This is a genomic window from Ralstonia soli, assembly GCF_023955655.1.
GTDB lineage: Bacteria > Pseudomonadota > Gammaproteobacteria > Burkholderiales > Burkholderiaceae > Ralstonia > Ralstonia soli.
The window spans coordinates 241,789-258,466 of the sequence record NZ_JAMXHT010000009.1 but is presented as its reverse complement, the minus strand read 5'-3'; the positions used below and the strand labels follow the sequence as shown (position 1 = coordinate 258,466).

The window sequence follows — 16,678 nt, the reverse complement described above, 5'->3', positions numbered from 1 at the left end:
ACGGCGCCTTGGGCAGGATGATGGCAACGACCCGGTTCGTAACGTAAAGCGGCTCCAGCGGCATGCAGTCGATCCTCGTGTCAGAAGATCAAATGCTAAAGCAAGACGGCCATCACTCCACGCTTACCCTTGGACGGATATGCCTTCCTCAAGCGTGCCGGCAAGGGCGAAGGCCTGGACATGGCACGCAAGTCGCTGTCGTCGCGGTTTAGCCGCAATGGCGTGAGGAAGAAGGAGGAAGGGACACCGGCGGAGTGAGCTTCCAGTTGCCGTCATGAATAGAAAAAGCCGCCCTTAGGCGGCTTTTTCGTTGATGGGACTTCACTAATACTGGCCGACTGCTTCTGGCCGACAGCAGACACCGTCGATGTCCGCCTCCTCTCAATCCTTGGGCTCCTCTTGAGAGAACCCGATTTCACTGAGGCACTTTCCGTCCATGAAGTAGAGTCCCGACTTCAGTGAACTAGTAGGCGAAAAGAACATAACGCTAAAACCAGGTGCATCGTAGTCCTGCCAGGTTCTCTCTTCCCTGAGAGCGATGTGAGAGCGGATGCTCGCTAGGTCGATGCAAGCACCGCTTTTTTTGAGGGGTAGCTTGAATACAGTTCGAGTTGCTCGCTCCGCTTCGACGTGGGTACTCTTATATGCGCTACGCCCCCAATCAAAAGTGTTGGTATCGGCAGTGAATGTCATTTCCTGCACCGATATACCGCTGCTCGGCTTGTATCTCCGACTGCCATCTATTCGAGCCCCAACGATACCGCTTAGTTGACGGTAATCTGCCAGGGACCTCAGCCCACTAACACTATTGACCATTGCTGCCACCTCAGCAGTGTATGGGTCAGAGGGCGCTGTTGCTGGTGAGACAGTGCAGGCCCCGAGTGCACCCAGCAAAGCAACGAAAAAAATCCATCTGGTCATATGTGTTCGCTGAGTAAATTGCAGAAGCACATCTGGAGAGCAGCCTCCGGCCGGGTGAAGGCGGTGCGCACACTAGCAACTAGCGAACACGGCCAATAACGAAGAAGAGCAGGACGACAATAGCCAGCCCAACCACGAGTCCTCCGAACATTTCCCGGTTGCGGAACCAAGTTGGGCCGAATGCCACTGGTGAAAGGTCTGCCACTACCTGACTGCGTCCATTGCTGATGTCACCGAGGCGTCTGGCAACAATTTCAAGATTGGACAAAAACCGTTCGCCCCCAGTCGAGTCGCCGTCAATCGTAGCCTCCAAGAGGTTCACGCGCGCTCGCAGGGACCCGTCATTCCATTCGATTGCCCACGCGTAGTTCGTGAGCAACGTATCCAGAGCACTGCACAGTTCACCGTCGGCAGCGACGGCTTGCACAAGGCTGGGTGCTTGTTTGCCATACGCGAAGAGACCAGGGCGAATTTTTGCCTTCGTCAGAAAGGACAGTGGGTTTATCAGTGGCGCCCTCTCTTTCGCGTAGAACCCCACGTCGACTTGCTTGGTGCACTCGACTGGAATAGTCGCGACCTCAAGTGCTCGCAAGCGATATATGGAAACGTTGTGCTGCCGAGCCATCTCATCGATTGAAAGCATACGGCGCAGCCTCCCAAGCAGAACCCGATGCAGCCTTATGTTACCGAATGACTGCTCGTGGCCGGAAGCGGACGGCCGGCACTTCATCGACCGACGGCCGCGACTTTCATTCAATGTGCGTCTCGTATTGATTGAGTTGCTGCATGACCGCGCGATTGTTCTTGTACCGTCGCTTGAGCGCCGCGAGGCGCTTGAGCGCCGCGAGGCGCTTGTCCGTCCCTGAGCAGTAGATGTCCAAGCTGTCGACAATGAAATCTCTCCGCTCAACCTGGTCCGGACTGTTTCCTTCGGAGGGCTCCCCGCGAAAGTGATCGCATATGTCACGTTCGGCAATGAAGGCTTTGACCTCTTCGGGATACGGCGCGCTTTCCGCATGGGCGATAAGGCAGGCGCCAAATAGGGCAAGGAAACCTGCGGACTTCAATGTCATATGGCTTCTCACTGAATGGACGGTGCCTGCTGTGCGTTGGTGTTCGATTGACCCAACCGGATGTTGAATAGACGCTCCTGGCCGATAGCGGACAGCCTGTGCATCGTCTTCCTGCGCGCCTGATCTTACTGGCACCACATTCACCCTTCCCCAACCAACTCCAAAAAGCTCGCAAGAGCCCGCCGGGAGCTTTGCGCGCGCAAGCACACCAGCGTCTCCGTGAAATGACGCCGACAGTCCCGGATCGGCAGGGCACGCAGGCGCGAATCGAAGCCCAGTTCTGCGGCGGAGATCACCCCCACACCGATCCCGAAGGCGACGGCTTCCATCGCGCCTTCGCGCCCTTCCACTTCGATGGCCTTGCGGATGGCAAAGCCCGCTGCGGCCATTTCTTCCTCCAGCGTCTGGCGCGTGACCGAGCCCTGCTCGCGCAAGACGAGCGGCGTGCCGTCCAGATCTGCAAGCCGGATGGATTTGCGCGTGGCCCAGGGGTGGTCTTTGGATACGAAGGCCACCATGGGATCGCTGCGCAGCGGCAGCGAGAGCAGGCGCTCGTCTTCAATGCTGCGCCCGAGCAGCGCGAGATCGGCACGGTGGCTGAACAGGCGCTGCAGCACCTCGTCGGTGTTGGCGGCCTCGATCCTGACGTTGATGCCGGGATAGCGTGCGCAGAACCGCGCAACGTAGGGCAGCACATGCACGGGGGCATCGACCGCCAGCACGAGGCTGCCGGTGGTGAGCCCGTGATAGTCCATGAGGAGTTCGTGCGCGTCTGCGCTGACGTCGAAGAGGCGTTGCGTCACGCCAAACAATCGCTCGCCCACCTCGGTCAGCCGCACGGTGCGCTTGTCCCGGTGGAAGACCGAGACCCCGTAGTACTCCTCCAGCTTGCGGACCTGGTCGGAAACCGCCGGCTGGGAGAGGCACAGCGCCTCGGCGGCCCGGGTAAAGCTGCCGGCCTCTGCCACTGCGTGGAAAGCCCGTAACTGCGAATGCGAGATCTGCATGATGCGGCCTCAATAAGCTGAACCTATTTGTGCATCTGAAAAATCGATTTTTCTTATTCACCCTAAATTGGTTTGATGGTGACCGCAAGCCGCATCAACACCAACCAGCGCCCACACCCAGGCGCCACGGAGATCGCACCATGAGACCTTTCTGGCTCGACCAGGCCCTCAAAGACCATCCCGAAGCGCCCTGCGCCCCGCTGCAACAGCAGACGCGCGCGGATGTCTGCATCGTTGGTGGCGGCTACACGGGGCTGTGGACGGCGATCATGCTCAAGGAGCAGAACCCGCAACTCGATGTCGTCGTCATCGAAGCGGATATCTGCGGAGCGGGTGCCAGTGGCCGCAACGGGGGCTGTGCGCTGTCGTGGTCGGCCAAGTACTTCACCCTGGAACGGCTGTTCGGGCGGGAAGAGGCCGTCCGCCTTGTTCAGGCTTCGGAGGCGAGCATCTACGCCATTGGGGATTTCTGCCAACGCTACGGCGTGGATGCCGAATACCGTCTCGACGGCACCCTCTACACCGCCACCAATCGTGCGCAGGTGGGTTCCACCGATGCGGTGATTGCGGCACTGGAGCGCAACGGCATCAACGCCTTCGTGCGTTGCCCGCTGCCTGAGCTGCAGCGCATGGCCGGCTCGACACGGCACATCGAGGGCTGGTTCTCGCCTGCGGCCGCCAGCGTGCAGCCGGGCAAGCTGGTGCGCGGCCTGCGCCGGGTGGCGCTGGGGCTGGGGGTGCGCCTGTATGAAGGCACGCCGATGACTGCGCTGGAGCAAGGCAAGCCGGCCGTGGTGTCAACGCCGTCGGGGCGCATCACTGCGGATCGGGTTGTGCTGGCCATCAACGCGTGGATGGCGCGGGCGTTTCCGCAGTTCGAGCGCACCGTGGCGATTGTTTCCAGCGACATGATCATCACAGAACCGCGCCCCGACCTGCTGCAGCGGATTGGTCTGACCAGCGGCGTGACGGTGCTCGACTCGCGCATCTTCGTGCACTACTACCACAACACGCCGGACGGCCGGATCATGCTGGGCAAAGGCGGCAATACCTTTGCCTATGGGGGCCGCATCCTGCCGGTGTTCGACCAGCCTTCGCCCTACCGTCCGCTGCTGCGCAAGACGCTGGCCGAGTTCTTCCCCGAGTTTGCCGACGTCGGGATTGCCGCCAGTTGGAACGGCCCATCCGATCGCTCGGTCACCGGTCTGCCCTTCTTCGGCAGGCTGGGGCAAGGCGACAACGTCTTCTATGGTTTCGGCTATTCGGGCAGCGGCGTGGGGCCGTGCCATATGGGCGGGCAGATTTTGTCGTCGCTCGTGCTGGGGCAAGACAATGCCTGGACGCGCTCGCCGCTGGTCAAAGGGCCGCTTGGCCACTTCCCGCCGGAGCCGATCCGCTACGTGGGCTCGCTGCTGGTGCGCAATGCCATCCGCCGCAAGGAGCGCGCCGAAGACCATGGCCGCCCTCCGCGTCGCCTGGATGTGCATCTGTCCAAGTACGCCGCAGCGGCGGGCAAGGCGGACAAGGGCTAGCAGAAAAAAACCGCCCGAAGGCGGTGAAACCGACAACACAGCCGTAGTGATCGCGCGCCTCCGGCATCGGCAACGCCGGAGGCTTCGTCACCCACGGGATCAATGCGTCAGCAGAGCAGACGGGTCCTGCCAGGTGTAGCCCAACGCGTCGGCCACTTCACGGCAGGTTACGGCACCCAAGGCCACGTTCAGCCCGCGCGCGAGGTGCGGGTTGTCGGCCAGCGCGCGCCTCCATCCCTTATTGGCGATGTCGAGCGCAAATGGCAGCGTGGCGTTGTTGAGCGCGTAGGTGGACGTGCGCGGCACCGCGCCGGGCATGTTGGCGACGCAGTAGTGCACCACGTTGCCAACAAGGTAGGTCGGGTCCGCGTGCGTGGTGGGCCGCGCCGTTTCACAGCAGCCGCCCTGGTCGATGGCCACGTCGACGATCACCGAACCGGCTTTCATGTTGTCGACCAGCGCCTTCGTCACCAGCTTGGGGGCGGCCGCGCCGGGAATCAGCACACCGCCGATCACCAGATCGGCCTCGAGCACGTGGCGTTCGACGTTGTCACGGTTGGAGAACACCGTGGTCACGCGCGAGCCGAGCAGGCGCTCCATGCGGCGCAGGGCGTCGAGGCTGCGATCGATCACCACCACGTGCGCGCCCGTGCCGACGGCAATCTGCGCGGCATTGCTGCCCACCACGCCGGCACCGAGGATGACGATCTTGGCCGGCGCCACGCCCGGCACGCCGCCAAGCAGCACGCCGAGACCGCCCTGCGCCTTCTCCAGGCAATGCGCACCGGCCTGCACCGACATGCGCCCCGCCACTTCGGACATCGGCGCGAGCAGCGGCAGCCCGCCGCCGGCCTGCGTCACAGTCTCGTAGGCAATGCAGACGGCACCGCTCTTCACCAGGTCGGCGCACTGTTCCGGGTCGGGCGCCAGGTGCAGATAGGTGTAGAGAATCTGCCCTTCGCGCAGCATGGCGCGCTCGGCGGCCTGCGGCTCTTTCACCTTGACGATCATGTCGGCCCAGGCGAACACCTGCGCCGCGCCGTCCACCACCTGCGCCCCAGCGGCGGCATAGTCCGCGTCGGACGCACCGATGCCTGCGCCGGCCAGCGTTTGCACTTGCACCTGATGACCATGTGCCACCAGCTCCCGCACCGATGCCGGCGTCAGGCCGACGCGGTACTCATGATTCTTGATTTCCTTGGGTACGCCGATCTTCATGTTGCATGTCTCCCAGCGTTTGGATTGGCTGCGCGCTTACCAGGGCAGCGAGTAGGTCTTGGTGTTGGTGAAGCTCTTCATGGCTTCCTGCACACCTTCCTTGTAGCCGAGGCCCGAATCCTTGATGCCGCCGAACGGCGTCACTTCCAGGCGGTAACCCGGCACCTCACGCACGTTGACGCTGCCGACGTTGAGCTCGCGGATGAAGCGGGTGATGTGGTCGAGCCGGTTGGTGCAGACGGCCGACGACAAACCATAGGCCGTGCCGTTGGAAATGCGGATCGCCTCGTCGATGGTCTTGAAACGGATCACCGGCGACACGGGGCCGAAGGTCTCCAGCCGTACCACTTCCATCTCGGGGCGCACGTTGTCGAGCACGGTGGGCGAATACAGCGCGCCGCGGCGCTCGTTGCCGTACAGCAGGTCGGCGCCCGCTTTCACGGCGTCATTCACCACGCGCTCGAAGTGCATGGCGGCGGCCTCGTCGATGACGGTGCCCATGTCGGTGGCGGGGTCGAACGGATCGCCGTATTTGACCGCGCGCGTCTTCTCCAGCAGGAGTTCAACAAAGCGGTCGGCCACCGACTCCTGCACCAGCATGCGCTTGATGGCGGTGCAGCGCTGGCCCGAGTTCTTGTACGACCCGCTCGCCGCCAGGGTCGCGGCTTCTTCCAGGTCGGCATCGTCCATCACGATGATCGGATCATTGCCGCCCAGTTCCAGCACCTGGCGCTTGTACACGGCGCGTGCGGCGATGTGTTTGCCGATCGCCACGCCGCCGGTGAACGTGACCAGATCGATGTCGTCGTTGGTCAGCATTTCGTCGGCGATCTCGCGCGGGTCGCCGGTGATCACCGATAGCATCTCGGGCGGCAAGCCGGCTTCGTAGAGGATGTCGGCGAGCGCAAAGGCCGCCAGCGGCGTCTTCTCGCTCGGCTTGAGCACGATGCGGTTGTTGGTGGCCACCGCCGGCGCCACCTTGTGTATCACCTGGTTGAGCGGGTGGTTGAACGGCGTGATAGCGGAGATCGCACCGAGCAGCGGCTCCTTCAACGTGTAGACCTTGCGGCTCTTGCCGTGCGGGGTGAGGTCGCACGAAAAGACCTGGCCGTCGTCCACCAGCGCCTGGTTGGCGGCAAACAGCAGCACGTCGGAAGCGCGGCCCACTTCGTACTGGGTGTCTTTGAGGGACAGGCCCGACTCCAGTGTGATCAGGTGCGCGATTTCGTCACGGCGTTGCGCGATCAGCTCACCGGCGCGCATGAGGATGCGGTAGCGGTCGTGCCGAGTGAGCGTGGAGCGGTAGTTGCGCGCGATATGGAAGGCGCGCCGCACATCGTCGACGGTGGCCTTCGGCACGGTGGCGATCAACTCGCCGGTGTACGGGTGGGTGACTTCGATCACGCGATCGCGGTAGATCTTTTCGCCGGCGATACGCAAAGCCTCGGTGCGCAGTGGCGGCTGGGCAGGTGAGTTCATGGCGGTCTCCTCCGGCGGATCAGGCAGCGTGGTTCAGGGCAAGGTCGAGCGCGTCAAAGTTGCGCAGGCGGCGATTGGCGGCGATGTCCTTCATCGGCCGGTTGCTGATCAGCGGCACGCGCTGCTCCGACACCCCACCGTGCGAGCGCAGCGGCACGTCGAGCGCGGAAAGATCGTGCCGGCTCTGCGCGGTCCCGATCACCACGTTGCGGCCCGACACCGCGACGATGTCGCCGATGCGATCGGGCGGCAGTTCAAACCGGGCGGCCGCCTCTTCGCGCGACAGCACGGTTTCCATGCCTTCGAGCTTGGCGATGCGCTCGATCCACTGGGCGGCGTCCTGCGGCGTCGGCGCGTACACGGTGGCGAACGAGCCGAGCGCGCCGTGGTGGACTACGTACGGATCGGTGATCGGCAGGATCACGCGCGCCTTGTCCTTTCCGTACCAATCGTCCAGCACGTCCTGCAGATAGATCACGTTCGGCTGGCCGTCTTCGTCGTGCTTGTCGTTCATGCCGTGGTCGGCAGTCAGCACGATGGTAGCGCCCAGCGCATCGAGCTTGGCAAGGTAGCCGTCCATCATCTGATAGAAGGCGTTGGCGGCGGCGCTGCCCGGCGCGGCCTTGTGCTGCACGTAGTCGGTGGTGGACAGGTACATCAGGTCGGGCCGTTCGCGCTCCATCAGCTTCACGCCGGCGGCGAACACGAATTCAGACAGCTCGGCGCTGTACACCGACGGCACCGGCATGCCCACCATCTCGACCACGTGGTCGATGCCGTTCTCGGCCACGGTGGCCTGGTCGGCCTTCTCGGACGAGAAGCAGATGCCCTTCATCTTGTGCCCGAGCAGCTTGCGCAGCTTGTCCTTGGCGGTGACCACCGCCACTTTGGCGCCGGCGTCTGCAAATGCCGCCAGCACGGTGCCTGCGCGCAGGTATTTCGGGTCGTTCATCATCACTTCCTCGCCGACTTCGCGGTCGAAGAAGTAGTTGCCGCAGATGCCATGCACTGCGGGCGGTGCGCCCGTCACGATCGACAGATTATTGGGGTTGGTGAAAGAAGGCACGATGCAGTCGGCCAGCAGATTGGCGCCCTGCTTCATGGCGCGCGCCAGGAACGGGGCAATGCCGGCTTCCGTGGCTGCGCGCAGGTAGTCCGGCTCGCAGCCGTCCACACACACCACCACCACCGGGCCATCCATCCAGCGGTAGCTTCTTCCATTTACCACAAGGGTTTCTGTCGTCATTTGGGTTACCTCAGTCAGGGTTGGCTACTCAGGACCCTTGGGCGCTGTCCTATTCGGGCTGGCGTCCAAAGGTCTTCAACATTCGCGCTCGGCTGTCCGCCACGTGCGCACGCAGTGCGGCACCGGCCTTGTCGGGGTCGCCACCGGCAATGACCTCGACGATGTGGCGGTGCTCGCCGGGTGATACGTCCAATCCGCCGCCTTCCGTCAGCGCGCGCATGCGGAACAGGTGCAGCTCCTTGACCAGGCGGCGGTAGGTCTCGGTCAGCTTGCGGCTGGCCGCTGCGTCGAGCAGCAGGTCGTGGAACTGCAGGTTCAGCTGGGCGTATTCCGTGGCGTTCTTGTCGTTTGCCGCCTGGTCCATCGCGTCGACCATGGCGTTGAGCTTCTCGATCAGTTCGGGCGTGGCGCGTTCGCACACGCGGCGGCCGACCAGTTCTTCCAGCACCTCGCGCAGCATGTAGATCTCGTCGGCTTCCTCGACCGAGATCTCGCGCACGAACACGCCGCGGTTCTTCTCGTTGCGCAGCAGCCCCGCCTCTTCGAGCTTGCGGCAGGCCTCGCGGATCGGCCCACGGCTGGTACCGAAGCGGCCGGCCAACTCGCTCTCATTGATGCGATCGCCCGGGCGCAGGCCGCCGGTGAGGATCATGCGTTCGACTTCTTCCTGCACATACATCGGCAAGGAGCTCGACAGAAGGATTTGGATAGCGTTGTTCGGTCCCATGGCGTCCATTTAAGTGCGTGGATCGTAAACTGTCAACAGTTTTCAGTTGACGAAAGACAGTTGACAGTTCGCAGTTGACGTTCTACATTTTGAAACACAAATCGTAACAGGCACACTCGCCGGTCCGCCGAGGTTCTGCAACGAAACGCAGCGCACACCTCCTTGGATAGATCGAGAAAGCCGCTTTCTGCAGTTGGTCGAAACCAAAGGAGACAAAGATGAACGTATCTCGGAGTCGCATGACCTGCGTTGTGTTGGCCGCTGCGGCGAGTGCCGTGCTTGCGGGCCCATTGCACGCACAGGAGAAAACGCCGCTGCTGGTGTACACGGCGCTGGAAGAAGACGCGCTGAAGTTCTACAAAACCGGCTTCGAGAAGGCCAACCCGGATATCGAGATCAAGTGGGTGCGCGACTCCACCGGCGTGATCACCGCCAAGCTACTGGCCGAGAAGGCCAACCCGCAGGCCGACGTGGTGGCCGGCCTCGCCGCGAGCAGTCTCGCTCTGCTCAAGCAACAGGGCCTGCTGCAGCCGTACGAGCCAAAGGGCTTCGCCAGCCTCAATCCCAACTATTCCGATACCTCGCGGCCGCCGAGCTGGGTGGGCATGGACGTGTGGTCTGCGGCCATCTGCTTCAACCGGATCGAGGCGCAAAAGCAAGGCTTGCCCAAGCCGACCAGTTGGCAGGACCTGGCCAACCCGATCTACAAGGGCAAGATCACCATGCCGCACCCCGCGTCGAGCGGCACCGGCTACCTGGATGTGTCGGCCTGGCTGCAGATGTGGGGCGAGAAAGACGGCTGGAAGTACATGGATGCCCTGGACAAGAACATCGCCCAGTACGTGCACTCCGGCTCCAAGCCTTGCGTACAGGCCGGCAACGGCGAGTTCCCGATCGGCATCTCGTTCGAATTCCGCGGACACCAGGTGCAGAAATCCGGCGCACCTGTCGACCTGATCTTCCCGAGGGAAGGTCTGGGCTGGGATATCGAGGCCACCGGCGTGATGAAGGCCACCAAGAAACCGGTACAAGCCAAGCGCTTTGCCGATTGGATGGCCAGCCGCGACGCCAACGAGATCACTTCCAAGTGGTGGGCGGTGGTGGCCTACCCGGGCGTGGCCAAACCGCTTGAGGGCATTCCTCCCGACCTTGAGAAGCTGCTCGCCAAGAACAACTTCGACTGGGCCGCCGAGAACCGCGCGCGCATCCTGGCCGAATGGAGCAAACGCTACGAAGGCAAGGCAGCCGCCAAGTAAGCCTGCTGTCGCCGGGCGCTGCATCGCACAGCGCCCGTTCCCCTTCTTCCATGAGGAGACCACCATGGATGTCATCACGCCCCACAGCGTTGCTCGACAGATGCAACGTGCGCCCGCGCTGGAAGTCCGCGCGCTCTGCAAACAGTTCGACAGTTTCCACGCGCTCCATGAAATTGACCTGACGGTGCATCAGGGCGAAATGCTGTGCTTCCTGGGCCCGTCGGGCTGTGGCAAGACCACGCTGCTGCGCATTATCGCGGGGCTGGAAAACCAGACCAGCGGCGCGTTGAATCAGAACGGTCGCGACATCTCGTGGCTACCGCCGGGCAAGCGCGACTACGGCATCGTCTTCCAGTCCTACGCGCTGTTTCCCAACCTGACCGTGGCCGACAACGTGGCCTACGGGCTCACCAACCGGCGTGTCGCCCGCGCAGACATCAACGCGCGCGTCGCTGAACTGCTCAAGCTGGTCGGGCTGCCCACCTCGGGCGGCAAATACCCGAGCCAGCTCTCCGGCGGCCAGCAGCAGCGTGTGGCGCTGGCGCGCGCACTGGCTACCAAGCCGGGCCTGTTGCTGCTGGACGAACCGCTGTCCGCGCTCGATGCGCTGGAGCGCATCCGGCTGCGCACCGAGATCCGCCGCCTGCAACAGCAGGTGGGCATCACCACCATCATGGTGACGCACGATCAGGAAGAAGCGCTGTCGATGGCCGACCGCATCGTTGTCATGAACCAGGGCCGTATCGAGCAAGTGGGCACGCCGCAGGAGATCTACGAGCGCCCCGCTACGCCGTTTGTGGCCGACTTCATCGGCAAGGTGAACGTACTGAAGGCCGAGGCACTGGGCGACCGGCGTTTCCGTGTCGGCACGCTCGAGCTGGAATGCGAGGGCTGCGACAACCAGTTCGCACCGGGCAGCGCGGTCAACCTCTACCTGCGCCCCGAAGACCGCCTGACCGAAAACCTCGACGACGTCACGCCCAACCGGCTGACCGTGCGCGTGGACAAGATCGAGTTTCTTGGCGGCTCGTGCATGGCTGAAGTCAGCAGCGAAGTCCTCGGCGGCCAACCGATCCAGCTGTATTTCTCGCTCAACCAGATGCACGACTACAGCCTGGCCGAAGGCCGCATGCTCGACATCGCGCTGCGCGCCAACCGCATCCGCGCCTTCGCCGCCAAAGGGGCAACACAAGGGGTCACTCAAGGGGCCACAGCATGATGGAACTCACCCGCCCCCACCGTGAGGCCAAGGCCACGCCGTCCGTGCTGCCCCGGCTGCACGGCGAGGCGCTCATCGCACGCGCGCTGCTGCTCGCGGTCGTCGCCCTGCTGCTGGTCTTTCTGCTGGCGCCACTGTGGGCCATCCTGGTCAACGCGGTGCAGGACCAGGACGGCCATTTCGTCGGGCTCATCCACTTCCGGGAATACCTCGAGACGCCGTCGCTGGTGCGGTCGGCGCTGCACTCGGTGGGCATTGCCTGCAGCGTTGCGCTGATCTCGGTGCCGGCTGCCTTCATGTTCGCCTACGCCCTGACGCGCAGCTGCATTCCCACGCCGCTCAAGGCAACGCTGCGCCTCATCGCGCTGATTCCGCTGCTGGCGCCGTCGCTGCTGTCGGCCATCTCGTTCGTGCAGTGGTTCGGCAACCAGGGCGTGCTGAAAAGCTGGCTCGGCGATACGTCGATCTACGGCGTACCGGGGCTGATCCTGGCCGAGGTGTACAACACGTTTCCGCACGCGCTGATGATCCTGACCACGGCGCTGTCGCTGGCAGACGGCCGCCTGTACGAGGCGGCCGACGCGCTCGGCACCCGCGCCTGGCGCAAGTTCACCACCATCACGCTGCCCTCGTGCAAATACGGCCTCATCAGCGCCTGCACGGTGTCGTTCACCTACGTGATCTCCGACTTCGGCGCACCCAAGGTGATCGGTGGCAACTTCAACGTGCTCTCGATCGACGTGTTCAAGCAGGTGATCGGGCAGCAGAACTTCTCGATGGGTGCGGTGGTGGGCCTGTTGCTGCTGATCCCGTCCGTGATTTCGTTCGGCGTGGACAACGTGGTGCGGCGCAAGCTCAAGGCACAGCTCACTGCACGCTCGGTGCCCTACGCCCCCAAGCCGAACCGGTGGACCGATACGCTGCTCGCGCTGTACGGCATCACGATCGCCGGGCTGCTGCTGGCCGTGGTCGGCATGGCGCTTTACACGTCGGTCATCAAGCTGTGGCCGTACAACCTGAGCTTCACGCTTGACCACTACCTTTTCGTGCTGGTGGAGAGCGACATGTCGGCCGCCTACACGAACAGCCTGATCCTGGCGACGGTGACTGCGACGGCCGGTTCGCTCATGGTGTTTGCCGGTGCATACCTGAGCGAGAAGACGCGCAACATCGGCCTGCTGCGCTCCACCATGCACTTCCTGGCCGTGCTGTCGATGGCGGTGCCGGGGCTGGTGCTGGGCCTGGGCTACGTGGTGTTCTTCAACATGCCGGGCAACCCGCTGGGCTGGCTGTACCAGACGATGACCATCGTCATCGTCTCGACCATCGTGCACTACTACACGTCGAGCCACCTGACCGCCGTCACCGCGCTCAAGCAGATCGACAACGAGTTCGAAGCCGTGTCGGCCTCGCTCAAGGTGCCGTTCTACAAGACCTTCGTGCGCGTGACGCTGCCGGTGTGCCTGCCGGCGGTGCTCGACATCGCGCGCTACTACTTCGTGGTGTCGATGGCGACGCTGTCCTGCGTGATCTTTCTCTACACGCCGGACACCATCGTCGCCTCGGTCGCCATCATGCATCTGGACGAAGCCGGCCAGATCGGCCCGGCCGCGGCACTGGCCTGCCTGATCGTGATCACCTCGACGCTGATCTGCATCGCCTACGCGCTGTTCACCCGGGTGCTGCTCAAGCGCACCCAGGCGTGGCGCAGCCTGCGCCGTTCCTGACCCGACATTCCCGACCCAATCATCGCAAGCGCACGCTTACAAGGAGACCACAATGACCACGCCGTCCGACCCGATCCTGCTCACCCCGGGCCCGCTGACCACCTCGGCGCGCACCAAAGAAGCCATGCTGCGCGACTGGGGTTCGTGGGACAGTGATTTCAACCAGATCACCGGGCGCCTGCGCGAGCAGATCCTGCGCATCGTGCACGGCGAAGCCACGCACGAGTGCGTTCCCCTACAGGGCAGCGGCACTTTCTCGGTCGAGGCGGCCATCGGCACGCTGGTGCCGCGCGATGGCCACGTGCTGGTGCCGATCAACGGCGCCTACTGCCAGCGCATCGCCAAGATCTGCGGCTACCTGAACCGCCGCCTGTCCACTTACGAGTACACGGAAAGCGAGCAGATCCGCGCGGCCGACATCGACCGGCTGCTCAAGGAAGACCCCTCGATCACCCACGTGGCACTGGTGCATTGCGAGACCGGCACCGGCGTGCTCAACCCGCTCGACGAGATCGCACAGGTGGTGGCACGCCATGGCCGCGGCCTGATCATCGATGCGATGAGCTCATTCGGTGCCATCGAGATCGACGCGCGCACCACGCCGTTTGATGCGCTGATCGCCGCTTCGGGCAAATGCCTGGAAGGTGTGCCGGGCATGGGCTTCGTCATCGCGCGCCGCACCGTGTTGGAACAGTGCGCGGGCAACAGCCACTCGCTGGCGATGGATCTTTACGACCAATGGGTCTACATGCGCAAGACCACGCAGTGGCGCTTCACCCCGCCTACGCACGTGGTGGTGGCACTGGACACGGCGCTGCAGCAGTACTGGGAAGAAGGCGGGCTCGCTGCGCGCGGCGGCCGCTATGCGCGCAACTGTCAGGCGCTGATCGACGGCATGGCGGAGCTGGGCTTGAACACGTTCCTCGACCACGCCGTCCAGGCGCCGATCATCGTCACCTTCCACGCTCCGGATGATCCGAACTACGACTTCAAGACCTTCTACCAGGAGGTGAAGCGCCGCGGCTACATCATCTACCCGGGCAAGCTCACGCAGATCGAAACCTTCCGCATCGGCTGCATCGGCCACTTTGGCGAGGCCGGCATTCCCGGCGCGGTGGCAGCGATCCGCGAGGCACTGACGTCGATGGGTGTGCAACTGGGCAGAACCGCAACGGTGGCTTGATCGCCCTGCCCTTGGGACCACGCCCCGCCGGGGTGTGGTCTCCTGCAGATTTTTTCGTTTCCAATTGTTAATGGCGTGAGCCATGGTCGACTTCCGCGGCCGCAGGTGATGAGGGCGTGCAGTACAGTCCATGCCATGAAAAAAGCCCTCATCTGCCCGTCCCTCGTCCTGCTCGCCTTGCTGGGTGCATGCGCCTCGCATCCGCAGCAGCCCGCCGATTCCAGCAGCACTGCCAACGCTGCAGATACCGCCAACGCCGGCAGCGGTTGGCAGGCACTGCGCGCCAAGTACATGGATTGCGTCCAGCGTCATGCCGATGACGGCGTGCCGGGCAACACGCAAACGAAAGCCGTCGTCTCGACCGCGCTGAACGCCTGCGAAGGCGAACTCACCACCATGCACGACGGCTTCCGCGATTACCTGAGCGCCGAGATGTCGCCCTCCGGCGCGCGCAAGGCTTCCGATCGCGTCACCAAGGACACCCGAGAAAAAGCGCGCGTCTACCTGATGGGCTACGTCGACCACGCACGCTACGTGGCCAAGTCCCGCTGAGGGCTCAGCCGCTCATAGCATCTCCAACGCGTGTGGGCCCTTGGGCGGCGGAAAAATGCTGTCCAATGTCGCAAGCTGCTCGGCCGTCAGCGTATGCGACAGCGCGCCGAAGTTCTCGCGCAGCCGTTCACGATGACCGGTCTTGGGAATGGCAATGACGCCGTCACGCGCCAGCAGCCAGGCCAGCGCCACCTGGGCCGGCGTCATGCCGCATTCCTGCGCAAAGCGCACCAGCTTCGGATGCCGGACCAGCCGCGCCTGCTCGATGGGCGAATAGGCCATCACCGGCACGCGGCGCTCCTGCAACCAGGGCAGCAGATCCCACTCGATGCCGCGCCGGCTGAGGTTGTACAACAGCTGGTTGACGGCAACCTCATTACCGCCCGGCACGTTCCACAGCTCTTCCATATCGGACAGGTCAAGATTGCTCACGCCGTAGTGGCGGATCTTGCCTTCGCGCTGCAGGGCCTGCAGACCTTCCACCGTCTCTTCGAGCGGCACGCCGCCGCGCCAGTGCAGCAGATACAGGTCTAGCCGATCGGTGCCAAGCCGGCGCAGGCTGCGCTCGCACGCCTGCGCGATATCGTGATAACCGGCGTTGTGCGGATAGACCTTGCTGACGAGAAAGACCTCGTCACGGCGGCCTGCGATGGCCTCGCCGATCAACTGCTCGGACAGGCCTTCGCCGTACATCTCGGCGGTATCGATCAGGCGCAAACCCAGATCGAGGCCCAGGCGCAGTGTGGCGAGTTCTTCGGCGCGCGTGGCGCGGTCGTCGCCCATGTTCCATGTGCCCATGCCGAGCGCAGGGACACGCTCGCCGTCAGGCAAAGTGACTTGTTTCATGTCTCGCTTTCCAGTGGTGAGAGAACGAAACATGAATCTACAAGAGACGCGGCGCGGCGGTAAGGCTGCGCCGATCCGGTCAGAAAATACCCCGTCAACGCACCGACGCCATCAGTGCGCCGTCTGCGAGTGGCTACCGCCGCGAGCCGAGATACCGCCCATCGCCTGCCCGGTTTTCTTCGCATTGCCGCACCCCGCAATGTCGCCGATGGACACAATGCCCACCAGGCGCTTGTCGCGGCTCACCACCGGCAGCCGCCGCACCTGAATGTTGCCCATGTTGTGCGTCACATGGTCCAGGTCTTCATCGTCGTAGCAGTACATCACCTCCTTCGACATCACATCGCCGATGCGGGTGTCCGGGCCTCGCCCTTCGGCGACCGCACGCACGGCGATGTCACGGTCGGTCACCATGCCCACCAACCGATCGCCATCGCGAACCGGCACCGCACCGATGTCGCATTCGGACATCAACTGCGCGGCGTCGCGGATGGTCTGATCCGGTTTGACCACCTTCACGTCTTGCGTCATCGCTTCTCGAACTTGCATGGAACCTCCTCAAGCGCCGCCTGGGTCAACGCCCGGAGCGCTGGCGCGTTCGCGCCCCGAGACACCGTTAAAGGCAGCACAGCGCGTACCTGTGCATGCCCGCCACACGTTACAGGCATGCCAATTGCGACCTCCCCCGCGCG

16 protein-coding genes are annotated in these 16,678 nt (G+C 63.6%); 7 read left to right on the top strand and 9 right to left on the bottom strand.

Features of this window, described 5'->3' with window-relative positions; all coding sequences use genetic code 11:
• Window positions 1-129: 129 nt before the first annotated feature.
• Window positions 130-258, top strand: coding sequence for a hypothetical protein (locus NG900_RS26650; protein WP_289813952.1), 129 nt, complete (start codon window positions 130-132; stop codon window positions 256-258).
• A 742-nt stretch (window positions 259-1,000) separates the two neighbouring features.
• Here NG900_RS26650 and NG900_RS23675 read toward each other — a convergent pair.
• From NG900_RS23675 to NG900_RS23665, 3 genes are all read right to left on the bottom strand, one after another.
• Complete coding sequence (locus tag NG900_RS23675; RefSeq protein WP_252684332.1) at window positions 1,001-1,564, bottom strand: hypothetical protein; 564 nt, start codon at window positions 1,562-1,564, stop codon at window positions 1,001-1,003.
• 106 nt (window positions 1,565-1,670) lie between these two features.
• Window positions 1,671-1,994: a hypothetical protein gene (locus NG900_RS23670; protein WP_252684330.1), complete on the bottom strand. Its 324-nt coding sequence runs from the start codon at window positions 1,992-1,994 to the stop codon at window positions 1,671-1,673.
• Between the two features lie 140 nt (window positions 1,995-2,134).
• Window positions 2,135-3,001 (bottom strand): LysR substrate-binding domain-containing protein, encoded by an 867-nt coding sequence (locus NG900_RS23665; RefSeq protein ID WP_252684328.1) that lies wholly within the window; start codon window positions 2,999-3,001, stop codon window positions 2,135-2,137.
• Between the two features lie 140 nt (window positions 3,002-3,141).
• Here NG900_RS23665 and NG900_RS23660 point away from each other — a divergent pair, with 140 nt between their 5' ends.
• A complete protein-coding gene (locus NG900_RS23660) occupies window positions 3,142-4,533 on the top strand; it encodes an FAD-dependent oxidoreductase (protein WP_252684326.1) in 1,392 nt (463 codons plus the stop codon).
• 99 nt (window positions 4,534-4,632) lie between these two features.
• Here NG900_RS23660 and ald read toward each other — a convergent pair whose 3' ends face one another.
• The 4 genes from ald to NG900_RS23640 are packed head-to-tail and all read right to left on the bottom strand — an operon-like array spanning window position 4,633 to window position 9,212.
• Window positions 4,633-5,751 (bottom strand): alanine dehydrogenase, encoded by a 1,119-nt coding sequence (ald, locus tag NG900_RS23655; RefSeq protein ID WP_252684324.1) that lies wholly within the window; start codon window positions 5,749-5,751, stop codon window positions 4,633-4,635.
• A 36-nt stretch (window positions 5,752-5,787) separates the two neighbouring features.
• Window positions 5,788-7,230 (bottom strand): phosphonoacetaldehyde dehydrogenase, encoded by a 1,443-nt coding sequence (gene phnY / locus NG900_RS23650; RefSeq protein ID WP_252684322.1) that lies wholly within the window; start codon window positions 7,228-7,230, stop codon window positions 5,788-5,790.
• Window positions 7,231-7,249: 19 nt separating this feature from the next.
• Window positions 7,250-8,476 carry a phosphonoacetate hydrolase gene (gene phnA, locus NG900_RS23645; protein WP_252684320.1) on the bottom strand — a complete coding sequence of 409 codons (1,227 nt, stop codon included), beginning with the start codon at window positions 8,474-8,476 and terminating at the stop codon, window positions 7,250-7,252.
• Window positions 8,477-8,525: 49 nt separating this feature from the next.
• Window positions 8,526-9,212, bottom strand: coding sequence for a phosphonate utilization associated transcriptional regulator (locus NG900_RS23640; RefSeq protein WP_252684318.1), 687 nt, complete (start codon window positions 9,210-9,212; stop codon window positions 8,526-8,528).
• A gap of 209 nt (window positions 9,213-9,421) precedes the next feature.
• Here NG900_RS23640 and NG900_RS23635 point away from each other — a divergent pair, with 209 nt between their 5' ends.
• From NG900_RS23635 to NG900_RS23615, 5 genes are all read left to right on the top strand, one after another.
• Entirely contained in the window at window positions 9,422-10,459 is a 1,038-nt protein-coding gene (locus NG900_RS23635) for a putative 2-aminoethylphosphonate ABC transporter substrate-binding protein (RefSeq protein ID WP_252684316.1), read from the top strand.
• Between the two features lie 64 nt (window positions 10,460-10,523).
• A complete protein-coding gene (locus tag NG900_RS23630) occupies window positions 10,524-11,678 on the top strand; it encodes a putative 2-aminoethylphosphonate ABC transporter ATP-binding protein (protein WP_252684314.1) in 1,155 nt (384 codons plus the stop codon).
• Window positions 11,675-13,405 (top strand): putative 2-aminoethylphosphonate ABC transporter permease subunit, encoded by a 1,731-nt coding sequence (locus NG900_RS23625; RefSeq protein ID WP_252684312.1) that lies wholly within the window; start codon window positions 11,675-11,677, stop codon window positions 13,403-13,405. Before NG900_RS23630 ends, NG900_RS23625 begins: the two co-directional genes overlap by 4 nt.
• 52 nt (window positions 13,406-13,457) lie before the next feature.
• A complete protein-coding gene (locus NG900_RS23620) occupies window positions 13,458-14,588 on the top strand; it encodes a 2-aminoethylphosphonate--pyruvate transaminase (RefSeq protein ID WP_252684311.1) in 1,131 nt (376 codons plus the stop codon).
• 135 nt (window positions 14,589-14,723) lie between these two features.
• Window positions 14,724-15,140, top strand: a complete 417-nt coding sequence (locus tag NG900_RS23615; RefSeq protein ID WP_252684310.1) for a hypothetical protein — start codon at window positions 14,724-14,726, stop codon at window positions 15,138-15,140.
• Between the two features lie 12 nt (window positions 15,141-15,152).
• On the opposite strand, the gene NG900_RS23610 is transcribed toward NG900_RS23615, so the two are convergent.
• Window positions 15,153-15,986: an aldo/keto reductase gene (locus NG900_RS23610; protein ID WP_252684307.1), complete on the bottom strand. Its 834-nt coding sequence runs from the start codon at window positions 15,984-15,986 to the stop codon at window positions 15,153-15,155.
• 111 nt (window positions 15,987-16,097) lie between these two features.
• Window positions 16,098-16,535, bottom strand: a complete 438-nt coding sequence (locus tag NG900_RS23605) for a CBS domain-containing protein (protein ID WP_252684306.1) — start codon at window positions 16,533-16,535, stop codon at window positions 16,098-16,100.
• Window positions 16,536-16,678: the final 143 nt, after the last annotated feature.

Coding starts and splice junctions, on each gene's coding strand:
- phnA (WP_252684320.1), bottom strand. CDS start 8,476: ATGACGACAGAAACCCTTGTGGTAAATGGAAGAAGCTACCGCTGGATG.
- phnY (WP_252684322.1), bottom strand. CDS start 7,230: ATGAACTCACCTGCCCAGCCGCCACTGCGCACCGAGGCTTTGCGTATC.
- NG900_RS23630 (WP_252684314.1), top strand. CDS start 10,524: ATGGATGTCATCACGCCCCACAGCGTTGCTCGACAGATGCAACGTGCG.
- NG900_RS23665 (WP_252684328.1), bottom strand. CDS start 3,001: ATGCAGATCTCGCATTCGCAGTTACGGGCTTTCCACGCAGTGGCAGAG.
- NG900_RS23640 (WP_252684318.1), bottom strand. CDS start 9,212: ATGGACGCCATGGGACCGAACAACGCTATCCAAATCCTTCTGTCGAGC.
- NG900_RS23675 (WP_252684332.1), bottom strand. CDS start 1,564: ATGCTTTCAATCGATGAGATGGCTCGGCAGCACAACGTTTCCATATAT.
- NG900_RS23625 (WP_252684312.1), top strand. CDS start 11,675: ATGATGGAACTCACCCGCCCCCACCGTGAGGCCAAGGCCACGCCGTCC.
- NG900_RS23670 (WP_252684330.1), bottom strand. CDS start 1,994: ATGACATTGAAGTCCGCAGGTTTCCTTGCCCTATTTGGCGCCTGCCTT.
- NG900_RS23610 (WP_252684307.1), bottom strand. CDS start 15,986: ATGAAACAAGTCACTTTGCCTGACGGCGAGCGTGTCCCTGCGCTCGGC.
- NG900_RS23620 (WP_252684311.1), top strand. CDS start 13,458: ATGACCACGCCGTCCGACCCGATCCTGCTCACCCCGGGCCCGCTGACC.
- ald (WP_252684324.1), bottom strand. CDS start 5,751: ATGAAGATCGGCGTACCCAAGGAAATCAAGAATCATGAGTACCGCGTC.
- NG900_RS23660 (WP_252684326.1), top strand. CDS start 3,142: ATGAGACCTTTCTGGCTCGACCAGGCCCTCAAAGACCATCCCGAAGCG.
- NG900_RS23605 (WP_252684306.1), bottom strand. CDS start 16,535: ATGCAAGTTCGAGAAGCGATGACGCAAGACGTGAAGGTGGTCAAACCG.
- NG900_RS23615 (WP_252684310.1), top strand. CDS start 14,724: ATGAAAAAAGCCCTCATCTGCCCGTCCCTCGTCCTGCTCGCCTTGCTG.
- NG900_RS23635 (WP_252684316.1), top strand. CDS start 9,422: ATGAACGTATCTCGGAGTCGCATGACCTGCGTTGTGTTGGCCGCTGCG.